An 18,607-nucleotide genomic window follows, 5' to 3' on the forward strand; every position below is an offset into this window, starting at 1 on the left:
TCAAATTCCCCTTAGCTCAGGCGCAGGCGACTGGCGCCCACCAGCCAGCTGTAAATCAGATAAAGCACCACGGTCGCCAGCAGCAACAGCCCGCCCAGCGCGGTGGCCATGCCCCAGTTGATGCTGGTGTTGGTGTAGAACGCGACGAAGTAGCTGACCATCTGATCGTTCGGGCTGCCGAGCAGCGCCGGGGTGATGTAGTAGCCGATAGCGAGGATGAACACCAACAGGCACCCGGCGCCGACACCGGCATAGGTCTGCGGGAAATACACGCGCCAGAAACTGGCGAACGGATGGCAGCCCAACGAGATCGCCGCACGCATGTAGGTCGGCGAGATGCCTTTCATCACGCTGTAGATCGGCAGGATCATGAACGGCAGCAGGATGTGCACCATCGAGATGTAGACGCCCGTGCGGTTGAACACCAGTTCCAGCGGTTTATCGATGATGCCCATGGCCAGCAGCGCGCTGTTGATCAGACCGCCCGATTGCAGCAGCACGATCCACGCCGCGACCCGCACCAGGATTGACGTCCAGAACGGCAGCAGCACCAGAATCATCAACAGGTTGCTCTGGCGCGATGGCAGGTTGGCCAGCAGGTATGCCAGTGGATAGGCGAGCAGCAGGCAGATCACGGTGATGACCAGACCCATCCAGAAGGTGCGGGCGAAGATGTCCAGGTAGATCGCCTGATCCGGGGTCGCCGGGGCGATTTCACCGAGGTCGTCGATGCGGTGATCGACCGATGCCAGCAAGTAATACGGCGTAATGCTGCTGGTGTTGCGTTTCACCGCTTGCCAGTAGGCCGGATCGCCCCAGCGTTCGTCGAGTGCCTCCAGTGCTTCTTTATAAGAGGCCGGCTCGCTGGCAAATGGAAGCGCCCGGGCAGTTTTGGTCAGCAGGCTGCGATAGCCGGCCAACTCCATGTTCAAGCGCTTGGACAGATCGCCCAGCGTCTGGTTTTTGCGCGCTTCGGCGAGGTCTTCGCCGGCCGCTTTGTACACCGGTTCAGCGGGCAGGCCACGGCCGTCCCAACTGGCGATGGCCGCCACGGTGCGCGGCATGCCGCCGACCACTTCCGGGTTGCCGACGCTTTTGTAGAGCAGCGCCACAATCGGCACCAGAAACACCAGCAACAGAAACAGCACCAACGGCGCAATCAACGCCTGGGCTTTCCAGCGGTTGACCCGCTCGGCGCGCTTGAGCTTCTGCTTCAAGGTGGGGCTGGCGCCCTCGTTCAGGGGAACGGCGATGGCCATGACGTACTCCGCAAATCTTTGATCGTTACAGAGGTGGCGAACCACCTCTGTTGTGTTGGAACACAGCTAGCTGTGGGCGCGAGCTTTCCTGAGAGATCGAACCTTGTGGCGAGGGGATTTATCCCCGATGGGTTGCGAAGCAGCCCCAAAACCACGCAGCTCGGTGTGTCAGGAAGGTTGGAGTCTCAGGTTCTACGACTGCTGCGCAGCCGATCGGGGATAAATCCCCTCGCCACAAAAGCACCCATCGCCATCTCCCATGCAGGTGAAACAGTGGTTACTTCGCCGCCCAGGAGTTGAAGCGCTGTTCCAGTTGCTCGCCGTTGTCAGCCCAGAAGCTGACGTCGATCTGCACCTGGTTGGCGATGTTTTCCGGGGTAGTCGGCATATCTTTCAGCACATCCTTGCTCAGCAACGGAACAGCCTGGGTGTTGGCCGGGCCGTAAGCGATGTTTTCCGAGTAGGTCTTCTGCTGCTGCGGCTGTACCGAGTAGGCGATGAACTTCTTCGCCGCTTCAGCACGCTTGGCGTCCAGACCTTTCGGGATGGCCCACGCGTCAAAGTCGTAGATACCGCCGTTCCACACCACTTTCAGGTTCGACTCTTTCTGCACGGCAGCGATGCGACCGTTGTAGGCAGAGCTCATGACCACGTCGCCGGAAGCGAGGTATTGCGGCGGTTGTGCGCCGGCCTCCCACCACTGAATGCTTGGCTTCAGCTCGTCGAGTTTCTTGAACGCGCGATCCTGACCACCCTTGCTCGCCAGCTCTTTGTAGACGTCTTTAGGCGCCACACCATCAGCCATCAAAGCGAATTCGAGGGTGTACTTGGCGCCTTTACGCAGGCCACGTTTGCCCGGGAATTTCTTGGTGTCCCAGAAATCGGCCCAACTGGTTGGCGCGGTTTTCAGCTTGTCGGCGTTGTACGCAAGCACGGTCGACCAGACGAAGAAACCCACGCCGCACGGCTGAATCGCGCCTTTGACGTAGTCTTCGGTTTTGCCGAACAGCGCCGGGTCGAGTTGCTCGAACATGTCTTCGTCGCAGCCACGGGACAGCTCTGGCGATTCAACTTCGACCAGATCCCACGACACGCTCTTGGTGTCGACCATGGCTTTGACCTTGGCCATTTCGCCGTTGTACTCACCGGCGACGATTTTGCCGTTGCCCGCCGCTTCCCACGGTGCATAGAAGGCTTTGACTTGCGCCGCCTTGTTCGCCCCGCCAAACGACACCACGGTCAAATCCGGGCCAGCGGCCATTGCGCTGGCCGCACCCATCAGGCCCAGGGTCAGGGCGGTGAACTTCAGGGATCTCAACATTTATTGTTCTCTCCACGTGCAGGGTTGGTGTTGGTATTGCGGGGGGCGATCAGTTCGCCTCTAACAGCGGATCAAGCGCGCGAACGTGCTCGACCTGCCAGCCAAGCGGAACCACGTCACCAACCGCGAGCGCGGGATCGAGCTCGGCAATCGGTTGTTTCACGAAGAAGTCGGTCTTGCCGCAGACTTCCAGGCGCACCCGGACGTGGTCGCCCAGATAGATGAATTCCGCCACCCTCCCTGAGAAGCGGTTGACGCATTGGTCGCTGGAACCGTTGAGACTGACGCGCTCCGGGCGAATCGACAGGGTCACTGGCTCGCCGGTCTGGCCGACGTTGACCGCCAGAGCCTCGACCTTCTCGCCACGGCCCAACTCGACGACGCAACGCTCACCGCTCTGGCTGAGCAAACGACCGTTGAGGCGATTGTTCTCGCCGATGAAGTTGGCGACGAAGGTGTTTTTAGGCTCTTCGTAAAGCGTGCGCGGCGGCGCGATCTGCTGAATTTCGCCTTGGTGGAACACGGCGACGCGATCGGACATGGTCAGCGCTTCGCCCTGATCGTGGGTTACGTAGACCACGGTCACGCCGAGGCGCTGGTGCAGATGCTTGATCTCCATCTGCATGTGTTCACGCAGTTGTTTGTCGAGGGCGCCGAGGGGTTCGTCCATCAGCACCAGTTGCGGCTCGAACACCAACGCCCGGGCCAGGGCCACACGCTGTTGCTGACCGCCGGACAACTGCGCCGGGTAGCGCGAAGCGAACGCGTCGAGCTGCACCATGCTCAGGACTTTCTTGACCTTGTCGGCGACGTCACTCTTGTTCAGGCCACGCACGGTCAGCGGGAACCCGAGGTTTTCGGCGACGGTCATGTGCGGGAACAGTGCGTAGTTCTGGAACACCATGCCGATGTCGCGCTTATGCGGCGGCACGTTGTTGATCGCGCGCCCGGCCAAGAGGATTTCGCCAGCGGTCGGCGTTTCGAAACCGGCGAGCATCATCAGGCTGGTGGTCTTGCCGGAACCGGACGGCCCGAGCAGGGTGAGGAATTCGCCTTTGCGAATGTCCAGGTTGAGGTCTTTGACGATCAGGTTCTCGCCGTCGTAGCTCTTCTGCACTCCACGAAAGCTGACCAGCACATCACTGGCCCCTGCGTTTGTATCGACCTGGCTCATACCCACACCTTTGTTGTTGATGACTGCTTGTGTACCAAGCCTAGTGGCTGGCGGCAGGCACGCAAATCGGGGCGCAGGAGAGAATCGCCTCAGCGGGATGGAAGGTTGGGGGTAGGGATTGCCCTACAAGGATGGCGCGGATTGGCACGCCGACTACGAGCGTCAAGCTGCAAGCCGCCAGTAACGGCAAAAGCGTTTGTCGCGAATGGATATGCCAACGCGGTCTAGTGTAGGAGCTGCCGAAGGCTGCGATCTTTTGACCTTGTAAACAGCAAGATCAAAAGATCGCAGCCTTCGGCAGCTCCTACACAGAGCGCGGCGTTGTTCAGAGGAGTTTGTGTTCCATCGCGTATTTGACCAACTCGGCCAGCGAGGTGATGTTGAGCTTCTGCATCAGCCGCGCCTTGTGGGTGCTGATGGTCTTGCTGCTCAGGGCCAATTGCTGGGCGATGTCGTTGACGTTGGCGCCCTGGGCCAAGCGCTCGAACACCGAGAACTCGCGCTCGGACAACAATGAATGCAACGGCCGCGCATCGGTCAGGCCGACCTCGAAGACCATGCGGTCGGCCAGATCCGGGTCGATGTAGCGCCCACCCGCCGCGACTTTGCGGATGGCCGTCAGCAACAGCGCCGGATCGCTGTCCTTGGTCGCATAACCCGCAGCGCCAACCTTCAAGGCGCGAGCAGCCATTTGCGCCTCGTCGTGCATCGACAACACCAGAATCGCCGGCGGATTGTTCAGCGCACGGATTCGCGGGATCGCTTCCAGGCCGTTGACGCCTGGCATGGAGATGTCCAGCAGCACCACTTCGCACGGCACATGGCGCAGGGTTTCGAGCAGTTGTTCACCATTGCTCGCCTCTCCCACGACTTGCAGGTCCTTGGCCAGGCCGATCAATTGCTTGATGCCTTCACGGACGATGGTGTGGTCTTCGGCTACCAGTACACGGATCACGTTGTTCTCCAGATTCAGTCAAACCTCATCCACCGGCACCCAGACATTCAGACTGGTGCCCTCCCCCGGCTCACTCTCAAGCACCAGACGCCCCCCCATGATCAGCACCCGTTCACGCATGCCCACCAAGCCAAACGAAGTCGGTCGACCGGCAGCGGCGACAAATCCTACGCCATCATCGCTGACCGTCAGACACAATTCATCGCCTTCCAGCGCCAGCGTCAGTTCCACAGTATGCGCCTGGGCATGACGCATGACGTTGGTCAGCGCCTCCTGCAGGATGCGGAACAGGCCAATCGCCTTGGCATCGCTGAGCGGCGGCAGATTGTCCGGCACCTGCACAAGACACGGAATCTGCGTGCGCGCCTCGAACCGGCGCGCCTGCCACTCAATCGCTGACGCAATCCCCGCATCGAGAATCGGCGGGCGCAATGCGGTCGCTACATCACGCACCAACTGGAACAACTGGGCGATCAGGCGCTTCATGCTGTTCAACCTGTCGTGCAGACCGGGGTCGAGTTGCGCGTAGGCCAGTTCGCACATCGATGTCTCCAGTTTCAGCACCGTCAGCATCTGCCCCAGCTCATCGTGTACTTCCCGGGCAATCCGCGCCTTCTCTTCTTCGCGCACGCTCTCAAGGTGTGCCGACAGCTCGCGCAGTTGCTCACGCGATGCCGCCAGCTCCAGCTCGATGCGCTTGCTCTCGGTAATGTCCCAGACGATGCCGTCCCAGACATAAGCGCCATCTTCAAGCTGCCGGGTGATCGCCTTGATCTCGGCCCAGCGCTGCTCGCCCTGTCGTGTGAGAATTCGCCCCTGCCACGACCAGTCGCTGTCGGTGTCCAGCGCCTGATCCTGGGTGCGGTGATAACTGGCCTTGTCATCCGGATGCACCAGACTGCGCAGGCCCATGTCGCGGTGGGCAATAGCGGCCGGCGCGTAGCCGACCAGACTTTCGCTGCCCTCACTGATGTAGGCAAAGTCGATCTGCCCGGTGACCGGCGCCCGCTCCAGGCGGAACACCAGGCCCGGCACATTGGCGGCGATGCCTTGAAGGCGCGCTTCACTTTCCTGCAACGCCGCGAGTGCGCGACGGCGCTCGGTGACGTCGTTGAGATAGACCACCAAATACTCGCTGTCGCGAAAACGCAGGAAACTCAGCGATACATCCGCCGGCAAAATACTTCCATCGGCACGCACACAGCTTGTCTCAAAACTCAGCGGCCCTTCTTCACTGGCACGCGCGCGTTTCCACAGATTGAGCCAGCGGTCCATATGCAGACCCGGTTCGAAATCAATCAGCGGTCGCTCGATCAGCCCGCCCGAGGGGTAGCCGAGCATGTTTTCCGCCGCCCGGTTGGCGTAGCGCACATGGCTGTCCCAGTTGACCCAAAGAATGCCGACAGTGCTTTGATCGATGGAAAACTGCGTCAGGCGCAGCGCTTCTTCGCTGGCGGCGCGCAAGGCGATGTCTTCACGCGCGGCGAGCAGGCGTTGTTCGAGGCTGTGTTGCTGGCGCCGCTGCCAGAACACGATCGCCACGCAACTGAGCAGCATGACCGCGAACAACAGACTGAGGTTCTGCCAGAACCCCGGCGATTCCGACAACCGTGGATATTTGGGTTGCAGCCATTGATTGTGCAGGCGCTCCAGATCCTTGGCCGGGATCGAGCGCAGCGCGCTCTGGACGATGCCGGCCAGCTCAGGCCAGTCCCGGCGCGAAGCGACTCGCAACAATTGCGGCAGGCCGATATCGCCGACCACTACCAGTTCAGCGAACTCCGGTTCTGCCGACAACCGCCCGAGTTGCGCTTCATCGACCACCGCGTAAGACGCCTGCTGACTCAGCAACAATTGCAGCGCTTGACGCTCCAGCGGCACGCCTTGCAGATTCAGGTGTGGATAGTTGCCGCGCAGATAGTCGGCGGTGGTGCTCGGCATGCGCACGGCGACGCGGGTCTGGCCATCGAGTTTTTCCAGATCCACCACACCCCCGGCCTTCTGGTCGCTGACCACCAGTTGTGGCACACGCATGTACGGATCGGAAAACTGCCACAGGCGCAGCGCGCTCGGTGTCTGGGTCAGGCCCGGGGCGATGTCGATCTCGCCATCGCGCAATGCGGTTTCCAATTGCGCCAGATCCTGAAAGTTGCGCCAGCTCAGCTCGATATTGAGAGCCTTGGCCAGCCATTTCATCAGCTCGACGTTGGCCCCGGACAGTCGCTGCAAACGCCGATCGTATTGCGCGTACGGCGCCTGCAACACCAATCCGACCCGCAATTCGTTGTGTTGCGCGAGCCATTGCTGCTCGCTGGCTGACAACTGCGCAACGTGTGCCGATGGCGCAGGCGCCGCCCAGCCCATCAAGGGAAGCCACAAACAGCCGATAACCCACAGGCAGCAAAATCGCTTCATTGAAGTCTCATACACTGACAAATTCTGACCAACCCATTAGGCTGCCGGGATACTTTCTGGCCTGGAATAACCGATGCCCTCTGTCTACCGCCTGGCAATGCCAGCATTGTGCCTGTCGCTGATCCTGCCTTGTGCGTTTTCTGTCCACGCGGCCGACCCGGCCCCTGCCGCCCCTGCGGAAAAATCCGCCGAAGAAAAACCGGCCGAGCGCCAACCACTGCTTGAGCGTAGTCAGGAAGAGGCCGCGGCACTGGAACGTAAAGTCCCGGCGCAAGAACAGCAACAGCTTCAAGCCGGCAGCGACACTTTCCTCGCCTTGTGGAAACCGGCCAACACCGCCGAACCGAAAGGCGCGGTGATTATCGTCCCCGGTGCCGGCGAAACCGCTGACTGGCCACAAGCAATCGGCCCGTTGCGGAGCAAATTGCCGGACGCCGAATGGAGCAGTCTGAGTATCACCCTGCCCGATCTGCAAAGCGATGCCATCGCTCCGCGCGTAATTGAAGCCGTTGCTGCGCCGAAAGCCCCCGAAACAGGCAGCAAGGACGCCACCACCGCGCAGCCGATCGAACAAGCAGCAGGCGGTGAGGCCGAAGTCGCCGACCAGGTGATCGCCGAAACGACTGAAGAACAGTCCAAAGTCGATGCCGAACGCATCTTCGCGCGCATCGACGCCGCCATTGCCTACGCAGAACAGCAAAGTGCGCGGCGCATTGTCGTGCTCGGTCATGGCACCGGCGCGTATTGGGCGGCGCGTTTCTTGAGCGAGCGGCAAACGGCGCAGGTGGAGAAATTCGTCATGGTCGACGCGCAAGCACCGGCCAAGGCCAAACCGCCCCTGGCGGAACTGACGCCAACGCTGAAACTGCCAACGGCTGATATTTTCTACATGGACAAAGCGCTGGATCGCAACGCGGCGCTGGAGCGCATGCAGGCGAGCAAGCGCTTGAAGACGTCGGCGTTCAGCCAGGTGGCGCTCAAGGCGTTACCGGATAACAAGGCTGAGCAGGAACAGTTGTTCCGTCGGGTGCGTGGCTGGTTGAGCCCACAGAACACAGACTGACCCAAAAGCAAAAGATCGTCCGAAGGCTCAGGCCGCGATCGGACGATCTTTTGATCTTGAAACCGCCTAACGAAAATCCCGCCGTTCACGAATCAACGTGTAGGCATTGTGCAACTCGCGGGTCTTATCGGTCGCCTCTCGCACCTGCATCGGCGTTGCACCGCTGCCGGCAATCTTGTCCGGATGATGACGGCTGAGCAGACGTCGATAAGCTCGTTTGATTTGCGCCGGTTCGCTGCTCGCCGACACACCGAGCAATCGCATCGCTTCCTGATAGCTTACCGCCGCACTGACGATGGGCCGTTTGCCGGGCTCGTAATCACTGGCCAACGCCTGCACCTGATGCGTCGTCCAGCCCAGCCATTTACCCCACTGCGCCAACAATTCCCGCTCGCTGACGCCGGCACGACCATCGGCCCAGACCATCCGCCAACACGCGCGCAACACGCCTTCGGCCGCATGCGGCTGCGCACTCAGACGCCGTAGATAACCGCGAAGATTATCGTCCCCGGACTTGCCGCGATTGAACGCCGCAATCGCCCGGCGCGTCGCCGGCTCGCTCATCTCCAGCGCGCGCATCTCATTGCGCGCCTGCTGGATATGTCCATCCGTCACCCGTCCGTCACTCTTGGCCAGACGCCCGAGCAACACGAACAACAATTCGTCGTTGCGCAGCATCGGCCGACCACCGAGTTTCTCCCGCAGATGCCCCCAGCTCTGCAAATGCAGGCGCCGATCCAGCGCCTGCCCCAACAAAGCCCCAAGCATGGCCCCCGGAATGCTGGCAATCGCAAAACCCGCTCCGGCTCCAATCAGAGTCCCTGGCCACAACATATCAGCGACTCGCTTCTATCAAGGTTTCAGCTTCGGCCAGACGCTCATGCGTGCCGACATCCACCCAATGACCTTTCAGGCGCTCGCCCGTCACCTGCCCATCCGCCATGGCCTTGCGCAGCAGCGGTGCCAGTTTGAAAGCGCCGTCGGCGCAGCCGTCGAACAGTTGCGGATGGATGACGGCGATGCCGCTGTAGGTCAGGGTGGCTGCAGTCGGCTGGCCGTCGATGACCTGACCGTCTACCAAAGAAAAATCACCTGTCGGGTGATGCGCCGGATTATCCGCCAGCACCAGATGCGCCAGACCGGTGATCGGCTGGTGCAGCACGCTGAAATCGTAATCGGTCCAGATATCACCGTTCACCACCAGGAACGCATCATCGCCGAGCAACGGCAGCGCACGGAAAATCCCGCCGCCGGTTTCCAGCGGCTCGCCTTCCGGCGAGTACTGGATGCTCAGACCAAACTGCGAACCGTCGCCCAGGTAATCCTCGATCTGCTGACCGAGCCAGGCATGGTTGATTACGATCTCGCTGAAACCCGCCGACGCGAGGGCACGCAGGTGATATTCGATCAACGGGACGCCGCCGGCACGTACCAGCGGTTTCGGCGTGGTCAGGGTCAGCGGGCGCATGCGCTCGCCTTTGCCTGCCGCCAGAATCATTGCTTTCATGCCGTCGCTCCACCACGCAGGCTGGTGAACAGCGCTTGCAGTTCGGCCAGCTCAGGACGACGGGCGATCACTGCTTCTATATAGGAGAAGAAGCGCGGTACGTCGGCGAGGTAACGCGGTTTGCCATCGCGATGGCAGATGCGAGCGAAAATGCCGATGACTTTCAGGTGACGCTGCACGCCCATCAGGTCGCTGGCGCGCAGGAAGTCTTCGAAGTCCGGCTGCACGGGAATGTTCAGTGCCGAGGCTTGCTGCCAGTAAGTTTCCAGCCAGCCACGGACGCGCTCTTCAGGCCAACTGAGGAAGGCGTCCTTGAACAGACAAGTCACGTCGTAGGTCACCGGGCCGTAGACCGCATCCTGAAAATCCAGCACGCCGGGGTTCGGCTCGCTGAGCATCAGGTTGCGCGGCATGTAGTCGCGGTGCACCAGCACTTTCGGCTGGGCCAGGGCACTGTCGATCAGCAGGTCGCTGACGTGTTGCCACTGTTGCTGTTGGGTCGAATCGAATTCGATACCCAATTCACGCTTCACGTACCACTCGGGAAACAGTTCCAGCTCACGACGCAGTAATGCAACGTCGTAACTCGGTAACGGTGCGACCATCGGCAACTGCTGAAAAGCCAGCAGCGCTTGCAGGGCATCGCTGAACAATGCGTCGGCATTTTCGCCATCGATCAGGTCCAGATAGGTCTTGTTGCCCAGGTCATTGAGCAAAAGAAATCCGCGTTCGAGGTCTTCGGCATAAATTTTCGGCACATTTATTCCGGATTTCGCCAGCAAAAAGGCGATATCCACGAACGGTTTGCAGTTTTCCTGGGGCGGCGGCGCGTCCATTACGACGAAACTGCGACCCGCGCCTTCCCAACGGAAGTAACGGCGGAAACTCGCGTCGCTACTGGCCGCGGTCAACGTGGCCGGGGGCACGGCGCCCCAGCCCTGATCTGCAAACAGGATTGCCAACTGTTCATCGAGCCAAACTTTCAGGTGTTGCAAGCGTACATCTTGGTCAGGCATTGCAAGGGTCTCCGACGGCGCTAGCCGTCAAGCGGGTCATGCTTTATTATCCAGCATCTTTTTCAGACCATCGAGAGGCGTGCGGCCCACCACCGCGGGCAGATGGCACGCAGGAAGCCCGGACTAATAAGATGGCATTGAAATCCCCCGCGTTTCGTAAAAAATTTCCGTTGTTGGTAACCGGCAGTCTGCTGGCTATGCAACCTCTGGCCAGTCAATTCGTTGTTGCCGCCGAGCAGTATGACTGCTCCGTCTCGGCTTCGGGTGGTTGGGACTGTGCGCCCAAGACGCCGGCGGCTGCATTGCCACCGCGTCCAGTGCATGACGGCAGTGCCGTCAGCGCCACCGGCGAAGCCCCGAGCGACAAGGGTTCGGTTGCCGACACTGGCGCCAAGCCAGCGCTGGTCACCGAAGCCAAAGGCCGTGGTTTGAAATCCCGTAGCGAAGACTTCAGTCACCTCGACTGGGTTCCGCGCGAGAAGCTCACCGCCGCCCAATTGGCCGAGACGGGTCCTTACTGCTCTGGTGCTTATATCGAACCGATTCGTCCTGGCATGAATGACAAGACGAATAAAAGCGATGCTCCGACCTTTATCGGCGCAAAAGCTTCGCGCTATAACACCGATGATCAAGTCGGTACGCTGGCCGGTGATGTCGTCCTGCGTCAGGGCAGCATGCAGGTCGAGTCCGACGAGGCCAGCCTGTACCAGGCCGAGAGCCGCGCCGAACTCAATGGCGATGTACGTATCCGCGACAACGGCGCACTGATCGTCGGCGACCACGCCGATGTGCAGCTCGACACCGGTGAAGCCAAGGTCGATAACGCCGAATACGTGATGCACAAGTCGCGCATTCGCGGTAACGCGCTGTACGCCAAACGTGCGGAAAACGCGATCATCCGTCTCAAGGACGGCACGTACACCACGTGCGAACCGAACAGCAACGCCTGGCAGCTCAAGGGCAACAACATCACCTTGAACCCGGCCACCGGCTTCGGTACCGCGACTAACGTGACGCTGCGCGTAAAAGACATTCCGATCCTTTACACGCCATACATCTACTTCCCGATCGATGACCGTCGCCAGTCGGGCTTCCTGCCGCCGACCATCGGCACGGGCACCGATACCGGCTTCATGCTGGTCACACCGTACTACTTCAACCTGGCGCCTAACTACGATGCCACGTTGTACCCGCGTTACATGAGCAAGCGTGGCATGTTGGTGGAAGGCGAGTTCCGTTACCTGACCAAGTCCAGCGAAGGCCAGTTCGGCGCTGCGTACCTGAACGACGAAGACACAGATCGCGACAAGCAGACTGATTCTGCAAAAACTCGCTACATGTATAACTGGCAACACAAGGGTGGTCTGGACAGCCGCGTACTCACGCAAGTCGACTACACCAAGATCAGCGATCCGTTTTACTTCCAGGATCTGCAATCCGAGCAGATCGGCATCAAGTCCTCGGATTACGTGAACCAGCAAGGTTCCGTGACTTACCGTGGAGATACCTACACAGCGGCGGTCAACGCCCAGTCCTACCAACTGGCGACGGTTGCGGCTATTACTCCGTACGACCGCCTGCCACAGATCACCTTCTTTGGTGGTCTGCCATATCATCCTGGCGGTCTGGACTTCTCATACAACACCGAACTTGTGCGGTTTGATCGCGACTTGAGAAGTGGTCAGGTATTCGACAAGAACGGCGGGCCATTTGATGCAAACGGGGTCCCTGTCGGCTCCCCTCGCCTTGATGAAAACGTCACAGGTCTGGCGCGTGCCAATGGCGACCGGTTGAATCTGGCGCCTGCTGTCAGTCTGCCGCTGAACTGGACTTATGGTTTCTTCAAACCAACGCTCAAATATCAGTACACGCAATACCAACTGGATCTGGATAGCATTGGCAAGCAAGGCATTGCCAATCAAAAAGCAGGCGCGGCACAGACTGGCACCGAGTACATTGGTGGTGATTTCAGCAGCAGCCAGAGCCGTGGCGTTCCGATTGCAAGCATTGACAGTGGGCTGTACTTCGACCGAGATACATCCTATTTCGGCAAGAACTACCGGCAGACCCTCGAACCTCGCCTGTTTTACCTTTACGTACCAGAAGTCGACCAGGAAGACATTCCTGTTTTCGACACCAGCGAGGCCACCTTCAACTACTCGTCGCTGTTCCGTGACAATCGCTTCATCGGCTCCGACCGTGTTGGCGACGAGAACAAACTGTCGCTGGGTGTGACCAGCCGCTGGATCGAAGATAACGGCTTCGAACGCCAACGCATCAGTGTTGGTCAGGCGTATTACTTCAAGAATCGCGAAGTTCAGTTGCCGGGCATCGACCCGAAAACCCGTGACGACGCGAAATCCAACGTTTCGCCTTACGCACTGGAATACGAATACCGCTGGAACCGCGATTGGCGCACCACAGCCGACTACAACTGGGATCCGGACAGCCGCAGCCCGCGTTCCGGCAGTGCGATGTTCCACTACCAGCCTGAAGACAACCCGAACAAGGTCATCAACGCTGGCTATCGCTATCGCAACGACCAGGTTCGTTACGACCAGAACACCGGTAAATGGTCGGTGGGTGGCGGTGACTACGGCACTCCAGGTCAGCCTGGCTACGTGAAGGACTACTACAAGATCCAGCAGCATGACTTCTCGGTCATCTGGCCGATCGTTCCACAGTGGAACGCCATCAGCCGCTGGCAGTACGACTACAACCGTAACCGTACCCTGGAAGCCTTCGGTGGTTTCGAGTACGACAACTGCTGCTGGAAACTGCGCCTGATCAACCGTTACTGGGTTTCCTATGACGAGTTCAGTCAGGAAGCTCCGCAAAACGAAAAAGGCGACCATGGCGTCTTCCTCCAAATTGTTCTGAAGGGACTCGGTGGCCTCACTGGCGCCAAGGTAGAGAGCTTCCTCGACAAAGGCATTCAAGGTTATCGTGAACGTGAAGACCAAGCTTTCTGATTGTCTGCGCCCGCTGATGCTGGGCGCGCTGTTCCTGGGTACTGCGGCCAACGCCGCAGTACAGTCCATCGATAAAGTGGTAGCGATCGTCGACAACGACGTGGTCATGCAGAGCCAACTGGACCAGCGCGTCCAGGAAGTTCAGCAGACCATCGCCAAGCGTGGCGGCGGCTCGCCACCTCCAGGCGTACTGGATCAGCAGGTGCTCGAACGCCTGATCGTCGAAAACCTGCAATTGCAGATCGGCGAACGTTCCGGCATTCGTATCACCGATGAAGAACTGAACCAGGCTGTCGGCACCATCGCACAGCGCAACAACATGACTATTGACCAGTTCCGCGCCGCCCTGGCTCGCGATGGCCTGTCTTACGACGACGCCCGTGACCAGATCCGCCGCGAGATGATCATCAGCCGTGTGCGTCAGCGCCGCGTAGCCGAACGCATTCAGGTGTCCGAGCAGGAAGTGAAGAACTTCCTCGCTTCCGACCTGGGCAAGATGCAACTGTCCGAAGAACTGCACTTGGCCAACATCCTGATCCCGACCCCGGAAAGCGCCAACTCTGAAGCGATTCAGAATGCTGCGCGTCAGGCCATGGAGGTTTACCAGCAGCTCAAGCAAGGCGCCGACTTCGGTCAATTGGCCGTGGCCAAATCCGCCAGCGACAACGCACTGGAAGGCGGCGACATGGGCTGGCGTAAAGCTGCTCAACTGCCACCGCCGTTCGATCGCGAGTTGAGCAGCATGGCAGTCGGTGACGTGACTCAGCCGGCACGCACTCCAGGCGGTTTCATCATCCTGAAGCTGTTGGCCAAGCGCGGTGGCGAAGCCCAGACCCGTGATGAAGTGCATGTGCGCCACATCCTGGTCAAGCCGAGCCCGATCCGCGACGAAGCCAAGACCAAAGCCCTGGTTCAGTCGTTGTATGAGCGCATCGTGGCAGGCGAAGATTTCGCCACCCTGGCGAAAAGCTACTCCGAAGACCCGGGCTCCGCGCTTAACGGCGGCGACCTGAACTGGATCGACCCGAACGTATTGGTGCCGGAATTCCGCGAAGTGATGGCCAAGACCCCACAAGGTCAGCTGTCCAAGCCGTTCCAGACTCAATACGGCTGGCATGTTCTGGAAGTCCTTGGCCGTCGCGCCACCGACAGCACCGAACAGGCTCGCGAACAGCAGGCCATGACCGTACTGCGTAACCGCAAATACGACGAAGAGCTGCAAACCTGGCTGCGTCAGATCCGTGACGAAGCGTACGTAGAGATCAAACTCCCTGGTGCAGACCAGGCAGCGCAGTGAAACCCAAGCGTTTCGCGCTGACACCCGGCGAACCAGCCGGCATCGGCCCCGACCTATGCCTGCTGCTCGCCTCGCAAGCCCAGCCTCATCCCCTGATTGCCATCACCAGCCGCGACCTGCTCCTTGAGCGGGCCGCGCAGTTGGGGCTGGCTGTCAATCTGCTCGACGTCGGGCCCGATCACTGGCCGGTCGCTCCGGCGCCCGCGAACAGTCTTTACGTCTGGGACATACCGCTCAGCGCCCCTGTGGTCGCCGGGCAACTGGACAAGGCCAATGCCGCGTTCGTCCTCGAAACCCTGACCCGCGCCGGTAACGGTTGTCTGAACGGCGACTTCGCCGGGATGATCACCGCTCCAGTACACAAAGGCGTGATCAACGAGTCGGGCATCGCGTTCTCCGGGCACACGGAATTCCTGGCTGATCTGACCCACACCGCACAAGTGGTGATGATGCTCGCCACTCGCGGTTTGCGCGTTGCACTGGTCACCACCCACCTGCCGTTGCGCGAGATTGCCGATGCAATCACACCGGAGCGGCTGGAGCGGGTCACGCGCATTCTGCACGCCGACCTGCAAGAAAAATTCGGCATTGCCCGGCCACGCATCCTGGTGTGCGGACTCAACCCGCACGCCGGTGAAGGCGGACACCTGGGCCATGAAGAAATCGACATCATCGAACCCACCTTAGAGCGCCTGCGCGGCGAGGGCATGGACCTTCGTGGCCCGCTGCCTGCCGACACTCTGTTTACCCCCAAATATCTGGAGCACTGCGACGCAGTGCTGGCGATGTACCACGACCAGGGCCTGCCCGTGCTGAAGTACAAAGGCTTCGGCGCCGCCGTCAACGTGACCCTTGGCCTGCCGATCATCCGCACTTCGGTCGACCACGGCACCGCCCTGGATCTGGCCGGCAGCGGCAAGATCGATACCGGAAGCCTGCAAGTCGCCCTGGAAACCGCCTATCAGATGGCCGAGACCCGTTTATGACCGAGCAATACCAACACAAGGCGCGCAAACGCTTTGGCCAGAACTTCCTGCACGATGCCGGCGTTATCGACCGCATCCTGCGCTCCATCAGCGCCAAGTCCGAAGACCGCCTGCTGGAAATCGGCCCGGGCCAGGGCGCACTGACCGCCGGTCTGCTCAACTCCGGTGCGCAACTCGACGTGGTGGAACTGGACAAGGACCTGATCCCGATCCTCAACCAGCAATTTGCCGGCAAGAGCAACTTCAACCTGCATCAGGGCGATGCGCTGAAGTTCGACTTCAACACACTCAACGCCGCGCCGAACAGCCTGCGCGTCGTCGGCAACCTGCCGTACAACATCTCCACACCGCTGATTTTTCACCTGCTGAACAACGCCGGCATCATTCGCGACATGCACTTCATGTTGCAGAAGGAAGTGGTCGAGCGCCTGGCCGCAGGCCCCGGCGGTGGTGACTGGGGTCGCCTATCGATCATGGTTCAGTACCATTGCCGCGTAGAGCACCTGTTCAACGTTGGCCCGGGCGCGTTCAATCCACCGCCGAAAGTGGATTCGGCCATCGTCCGTCTGGTGCCACACGCGGTGCTGCCGCACCCGGCCAAGGATCATCGCCTGCTCGAGCGCGTTGTGCGTGAAGCGTTCAACCAGCGCCGCAAGACCCTGCGCAACACGCTCAAGCAATTGATGAGCAACGCCGAGATCGAAGCTGCCGGCGTCGATGGCAGTCTGCGCCCGGAGCAACTGGATCTGGCTGCCTTCGTGCGCCTGGCCGACAAGCTCAGCGAACAAGTCCCGGAAACTCCCGCCGCCGACTGACCGGCGATGAACGCTATCGGGCAGGACGCCACTCTGGTTTACTGCCCGATACTTGCCTAGACTGATTCCCCATCAGCTACGCCCCGCGTTCCGCTTCGTTTAAGGCCCTTTGCATGTCCGATTCCCGTTACCACGTCGATGTCCGCGTCGTTACCCACTATCTGGCAGACCAATCGCAACCCGAGCACAACCGCTTCGCGTTCGCCTACACCATCACCGTGCAAAACCATGGCGAGCTCCCTGCCCGGCTGATGTCGCGGCACTGGGTGATCACCGATGGTGATGGGCATGTCGAAGAAGTGCGCGGCGCCGGTGTCGTGGGTCAGCAGCCGCTGATCAAATCTGGCGGTGAGCACACCTACAGCAGCGGCACGGTGATGACCACCAAGGTCGGCACCATGCAGGGCACCTACGAAATGGTCGCCGACGACGGCAAGCATTTCGATGCCATCATCAAACCCTTCCGCCTCGCCGTCCCCGGAGCCTTGCACTGATGGCGACGTATGCCGTCGGTGACCTGCAAGGTTGCCTCGAGCCGCTCAAGTGCCTGCTCAAGCAAGTCGCTTTCGATCCGAAGCTCGATAAGCTCTGGCTGGTAGGCGACCTGGTCAACCGCGGCCCGCAGTCTCTGGAAACCCTGCGTTTGCTCTATGGCATGCGTGAGTCGCTGATCTGCGTGCTCGGCAACCATGATCTGCATCTGCTGGCGGCCAGTAAACATATCGAGCGTTTGAAGAAGTCCGACACCCTGCGCGAAATCATCGAAGCCCCTGACGGCCCCGTACTGATGGAGTGGCTGCGCCAGCAGAAGCTGATGCACTACGACGAGATGCGCGATGTCGCCATGGTTCACGCCGGCATCCCGCCGCAATGGTCACTGCGCCGCGCCTTGAAATGCGCCGCTGAAGTTGAAACTGCTTTGCGCGATGAAAACCTGCTTCCCGCCTTCCTTGACGGGATGTATGGCAATGAGCCGTCGAAATGGGACAACGACCTTAAAGGCGTCTCCCGTCTGCGAGTCATCACCAACTATTTCACCCGCATGCGTTTCTGCACCGCCGAGGGCAAGCTCGACCTCAAAAGCAAAGAAGGCCTCGATACTGCGCCGCCCGGCTACAAACCCTGGTTCCAGCACAAGGAGCGCAAGACCCGGGGCCTGCGGATCATCTTTGGCCATTGGGCTGCTCTGGAAGGCAATATCCATGAGCCTGGCATTTCGGCGCTGGACACCGGTTGTGTCTGGGGCGGCAGCCTGACCCTGATGAACGTCGACAGCGGCGAACGCGTGTCGTGCAAATGCGATGAGCACGGTGGCTTAGCACCGACAGTCGCACCACCTACCCCCGAAACTTTGCCGGTCAACGCCCTGCGTTAGACTGTGCTTTCAGCCGAGCTACAGGAACCCGCCATGAGCGAATTCAAACGAATCCCCCCGGAACAGGCCCAGGCCCTGCGCGAGCAAGGCGCCGTGGTGGTCGATGTACGTGACCCGCAAACCTACGCCGCACTGCATATCGCCGGCTCCAGGCATCTGGATAACGTTTCCATCTCGGATTTCATCCGTGCCGCTGACCTCGACGCACCGACTGTCGTAGTCTGCTATCACGGCAACTCCAGCCAAAGTGCCGCAGCCTACCTGATCAGTCAGGGCTTCTCCGACGTCTACAGCATGGATGGCGGCTTCGAGCTCTGGCGTACGACTTACCCTTCGGAAACTGCGCAAGGCACCTCCGAATAATTTTTTTGTCATGCGCAGGCCCCGGCTTCCGTGGGCCTGCGCACGGCAGACGAACGGTCTGCCACAACTAATTACGTATCTCGCCTTTA

Annotated in this window: 16 protein-coding genes; 8 read left to right on the forward strand and 8 right to left on the reverse strand. The window is 60.3% G+C overall.

Annotated features, from left to right (window positions below):
• Positions 1-11: 11 nt before the first annotated feature.
• The 5 genes from ACA043_RS26675 to ACA043_RS26695 all read right to left on the reverse strand — a co-directional run bounded on the left by ACA043_RS26675 (position 12) and on the right by ACA043_RS26695 (position 7,124).
• The gene (locus tag ACA043_RS26675; protein WP_187681116.1) at positions 12-1,259 is read right to left on the reverse strand and encodes an ABC transporter permease; all 1,248 of its coding nucleotides are present in this window, start codon (positions 1,257-1,259) and stop codon (positions 12-14) included.
• A 277-nt stretch (positions 1,260-1,536) separates the two neighbouring features.
• Positions 1,537-2,580 (reverse strand): ABC transporter substrate-binding protein, encoded by a 1,044-nt coding sequence (locus tag ACA043_RS26680; protein ID WP_027610727.1) that lies wholly within the window; start codon positions 2,578-2,580, stop codon positions 1,537-1,539.
• A gap of 49 nt (positions 2,581-2,629) precedes the next feature.
• Positions 2,630-3,754, reverse strand: a complete 1,125-nt coding sequence (locus ACA043_RS26685) for an ABC transporter ATP-binding protein (protein WP_187681115.1) — start codon at positions 3,752-3,754, stop codon at positions 2,630-2,632.
• Between the two features lie 325 nt (positions 3,755-4,079).
• On the reverse strand, positions 4,080-4,709 hold the full coding sequence (locus tag ACA043_RS26690) for a response regulator (protein ID WP_008085218.1): 630 nt from the start codon (positions 4,707-4,709) through the stop codon (positions 4,080-4,082).
• A gap of 18 nt (positions 4,710-4,727) precedes the next feature.
• On the reverse strand, positions 4,728-7,124 hold the full coding sequence (locus ACA043_RS26695; RefSeq protein WP_497658199.1) for a PAS domain-containing sensor histidine kinase: 2,397 nt from the start codon (positions 7,122-7,124) through the stop codon (positions 4,728-4,730).
• Between the two features lie 73 nt (positions 7,125-7,197).
• Between ACA043_RS26695 and ACA043_RS26700 the strand changes: the two genes are divergently transcribed.
• Positions 7,198-8,187: an alpha/beta hydrolase family protein gene (locus tag ACA043_RS26700; RefSeq protein ID WP_497658200.1), complete on the forward strand. Its 990-nt coding sequence runs from the start codon at positions 7,198-7,200 to the stop codon at positions 8,185-8,187.
• Between the two features lie 66 nt (positions 8,188-8,253).
• On the opposite strand, the gene ACA043_RS26705 is transcribed toward ACA043_RS26700, so the two are convergent.
• The 3 genes from ACA043_RS26705 to ACA043_RS26715 are packed head-to-tail and all read right to left on the reverse strand — an operon-like array spanning position 8,254 to position 10,710.
• A complete protein-coding gene (locus ACA043_RS26705; protein ID WP_187680826.1) occupies positions 8,254-9,021 on the reverse strand; it encodes a TerB family tellurite resistance protein in 768 nt (255 codons plus the stop codon).
• Position 9,022: 1 nt separating this feature from the next.
• Positions 9,023-9,694, reverse strand: a complete 672-nt coding sequence (gene murU, locus ACA043_RS26710; protein ID WP_401270095.1) for an N-acetylmuramate alpha-1-phosphate uridylyltransferase MurU — start codon at positions 9,692-9,694, stop codon at positions 9,023-9,025.
• Complete coding sequence (locus ACA043_RS26715; protein ID WP_497658201.1) at positions 9,691-10,710, reverse strand: aminoglycoside phosphotransferase family protein; 1,020 nt, start codon at positions 10,708-10,710, stop codon at positions 9,691-9,693. The genes murU and ACA043_RS26715 overlap by 4 nt, the downstream gene beginning before the upstream one ends.
• 131 nt (positions 10,711-10,841) lie before the next feature.
• On the opposite strand from ACA043_RS26715, the gene ACA043_RS26720 reads away from it, so the two are divergent.
• The 7 genes from ACA043_RS26720 (at position 10,842) to glpE (ending at position 18,518) form a co-directional block, all read left to right on the forward strand.
• Positions 10,842-13,682 (forward strand): LPS-assembly protein LptD, encoded by a 2,841-nt coding sequence (locus tag ACA043_RS26720; protein WP_497658202.1) that lies wholly within the window; start codon positions 10,842-10,844, stop codon positions 13,680-13,682.
• The gene (gene surA / locus ACA043_RS26725; RefSeq protein ID WP_410458020.1) at positions 13,663-14,979 is read left to right on the forward strand and encodes a peptidylprolyl isomerase SurA; all 1,317 of its coding nucleotides are present in this window, start codon (positions 13,663-13,665) and stop codon (positions 14,977-14,979) included. Before ACA043_RS26720 ends, surA begins: the two co-directional genes overlap by 20 nt.
• Positions 14,976-15,965, forward strand: coding sequence for a 4-hydroxythreonine-4-phosphate dehydrogenase PdxA (gene pdxA / locus ACA043_RS26730; RefSeq protein WP_497658203.1), 990 nt, complete (start codon positions 14,976-14,978; stop codon positions 15,963-15,965). The genes surA and pdxA overlap by 4 nt, the downstream gene beginning before the upstream one ends.
• Positions 15,962-16,780 (forward strand): 16S rRNA (adenine(1518)-N(6)/adenine(1519)-N(6))-dimethyltransferase RsmA, encoded by an 819-nt coding sequence (gene rsmA / locus ACA043_RS26735; protein WP_187680832.1) that lies wholly within the window; start codon positions 15,962-15,964, stop codon positions 16,778-16,780. The genes pdxA and rsmA overlap by 4 nt, the downstream gene beginning before the upstream one ends.
• Positions 16,781-16,893: 113 nt before the next feature.
• The gene (apaG, locus tag ACA043_RS26740; RefSeq protein ID WP_489879399.1) at positions 16,894-17,274 is read left to right on the forward strand and encodes a Co2+/Mg2+ efflux facilitator ApaG/CorD; all 381 of its coding nucleotides are present in this window, start codon (positions 16,894-16,896) and stop codon (positions 17,272-17,274) included.
• A complete protein-coding gene (locus ACA043_RS26745; RefSeq protein WP_497658204.1) occupies positions 17,274-18,155 on the forward strand; it encodes a symmetrical bis(5'-nucleosyl)-tetraphosphatase in 882 nt (293 codons plus the stop codon). Before apaG ends, ACA043_RS26745 begins: the two co-directional genes overlap by 1 nt.
• 33 nt (positions 18,156-18,188) lie before the next feature.
• A complete protein-coding gene (gene glpE, locus ACA043_RS26750) occupies positions 18,189-18,518 on the forward strand; it encodes a thiosulfate sulfurtransferase GlpE (protein WP_187680835.1) in 330 nt (109 codons plus the stop codon).
• The last annotated feature ends 89 nt before the right edge of the window (positions 18,519-18,607 follow it).

It is taken from the genome of Pseudomonas sp. LBUM1648, assembly GCF_059716145.1.

Excerpts from the sequence above, each read along its gene's own strand:
- apaG (WP_489879399.1), top strand. The coding sequence starts at position 16,894 with ATGTCCGATTCCCGTTACCACGTCGATGTCCGCGTCGTTACCCACTAT.
- murU (WP_401270095.1), bottom strand. The coding sequence starts at position 9,694 with ATGAAAGCAATGATTCTGGCGGCAGGCAAAGGCGAGCGCATGCGCCCG.
- glpE (WP_187680835.1), top strand. The coding sequence starts at position 18,189 with ATGAGCGAATTCAAACGAATCCCCCCGGAACAGGCCCAGGCCCTGCGC.
- ACA043_RS26720 (WP_497658202.1), top strand. The coding sequence starts at position 10,842 with ATGGCATTGAAATCCCCCGCGTTTCGTAAAAAATTTCCGTTGTTGGTA.
- ACA043_RS26685 (WP_187681115.1), bottom strand. The coding sequence starts at position 3,754 with ATGAGCCAGGTCGATACAAACGCAGGGGCCAGTGATGTGCTGGTCAGC.
- ACA043_RS26700 (WP_497658200.1), top strand. The coding sequence starts at position 7,198 with ATGCCCTCTGTCTACCGCCTGGCAATGCCAGCATTGTGCCTGTCGCTG.
- ACA043_RS26715 (WP_497658201.1), bottom strand. The coding sequence starts at position 10,710 with ATGCCTGACCAAGATGTACGCTTGCAACACCTGAAAGTTTGGCTCGAT.
- ACA043_RS26675 (WP_187681116.1), bottom strand. The coding sequence starts at position 1,259 with ATGGCCATCGCCGTTCCCCTGAACGAGGGCGCCAGCCCCACCTTGAAG.
- ACA043_RS26745 (WP_497658204.1), top strand. The coding sequence starts at position 17,274 with ATGGCGACGTATGCCGTCGGTGACCTGCAAGGTTGCCTCGAGCCGCTC.
- ACA043_RS26705 (WP_187680826.1), bottom strand. The coding sequence starts at position 9,021 with ATGTTGTGGCCAGGGACTCTGATTGGAGCCGGAGCGGGTTTTGCGATT.
- rsmA (WP_187680832.1), top strand. The coding sequence starts at position 15,962 with ATGACCGAGCAATACCAACACAAGGCGCGCAAACGCTTTGGCCAGAAC.
- ACA043_RS26695 (WP_497658199.1), bottom strand. The coding sequence starts at position 7,124 with ATGAAGCGATTTTGCTGCCTGTGGGTTATCGGCTGTTTGTGGCTTCCC.
- ACA043_RS26680 (WP_027610727.1), bottom strand. The coding sequence starts at position 2,580 with ATGTTGAGATCCCTGAAGTTCACCGCCCTGACCCTGGGCCTGATGGGT.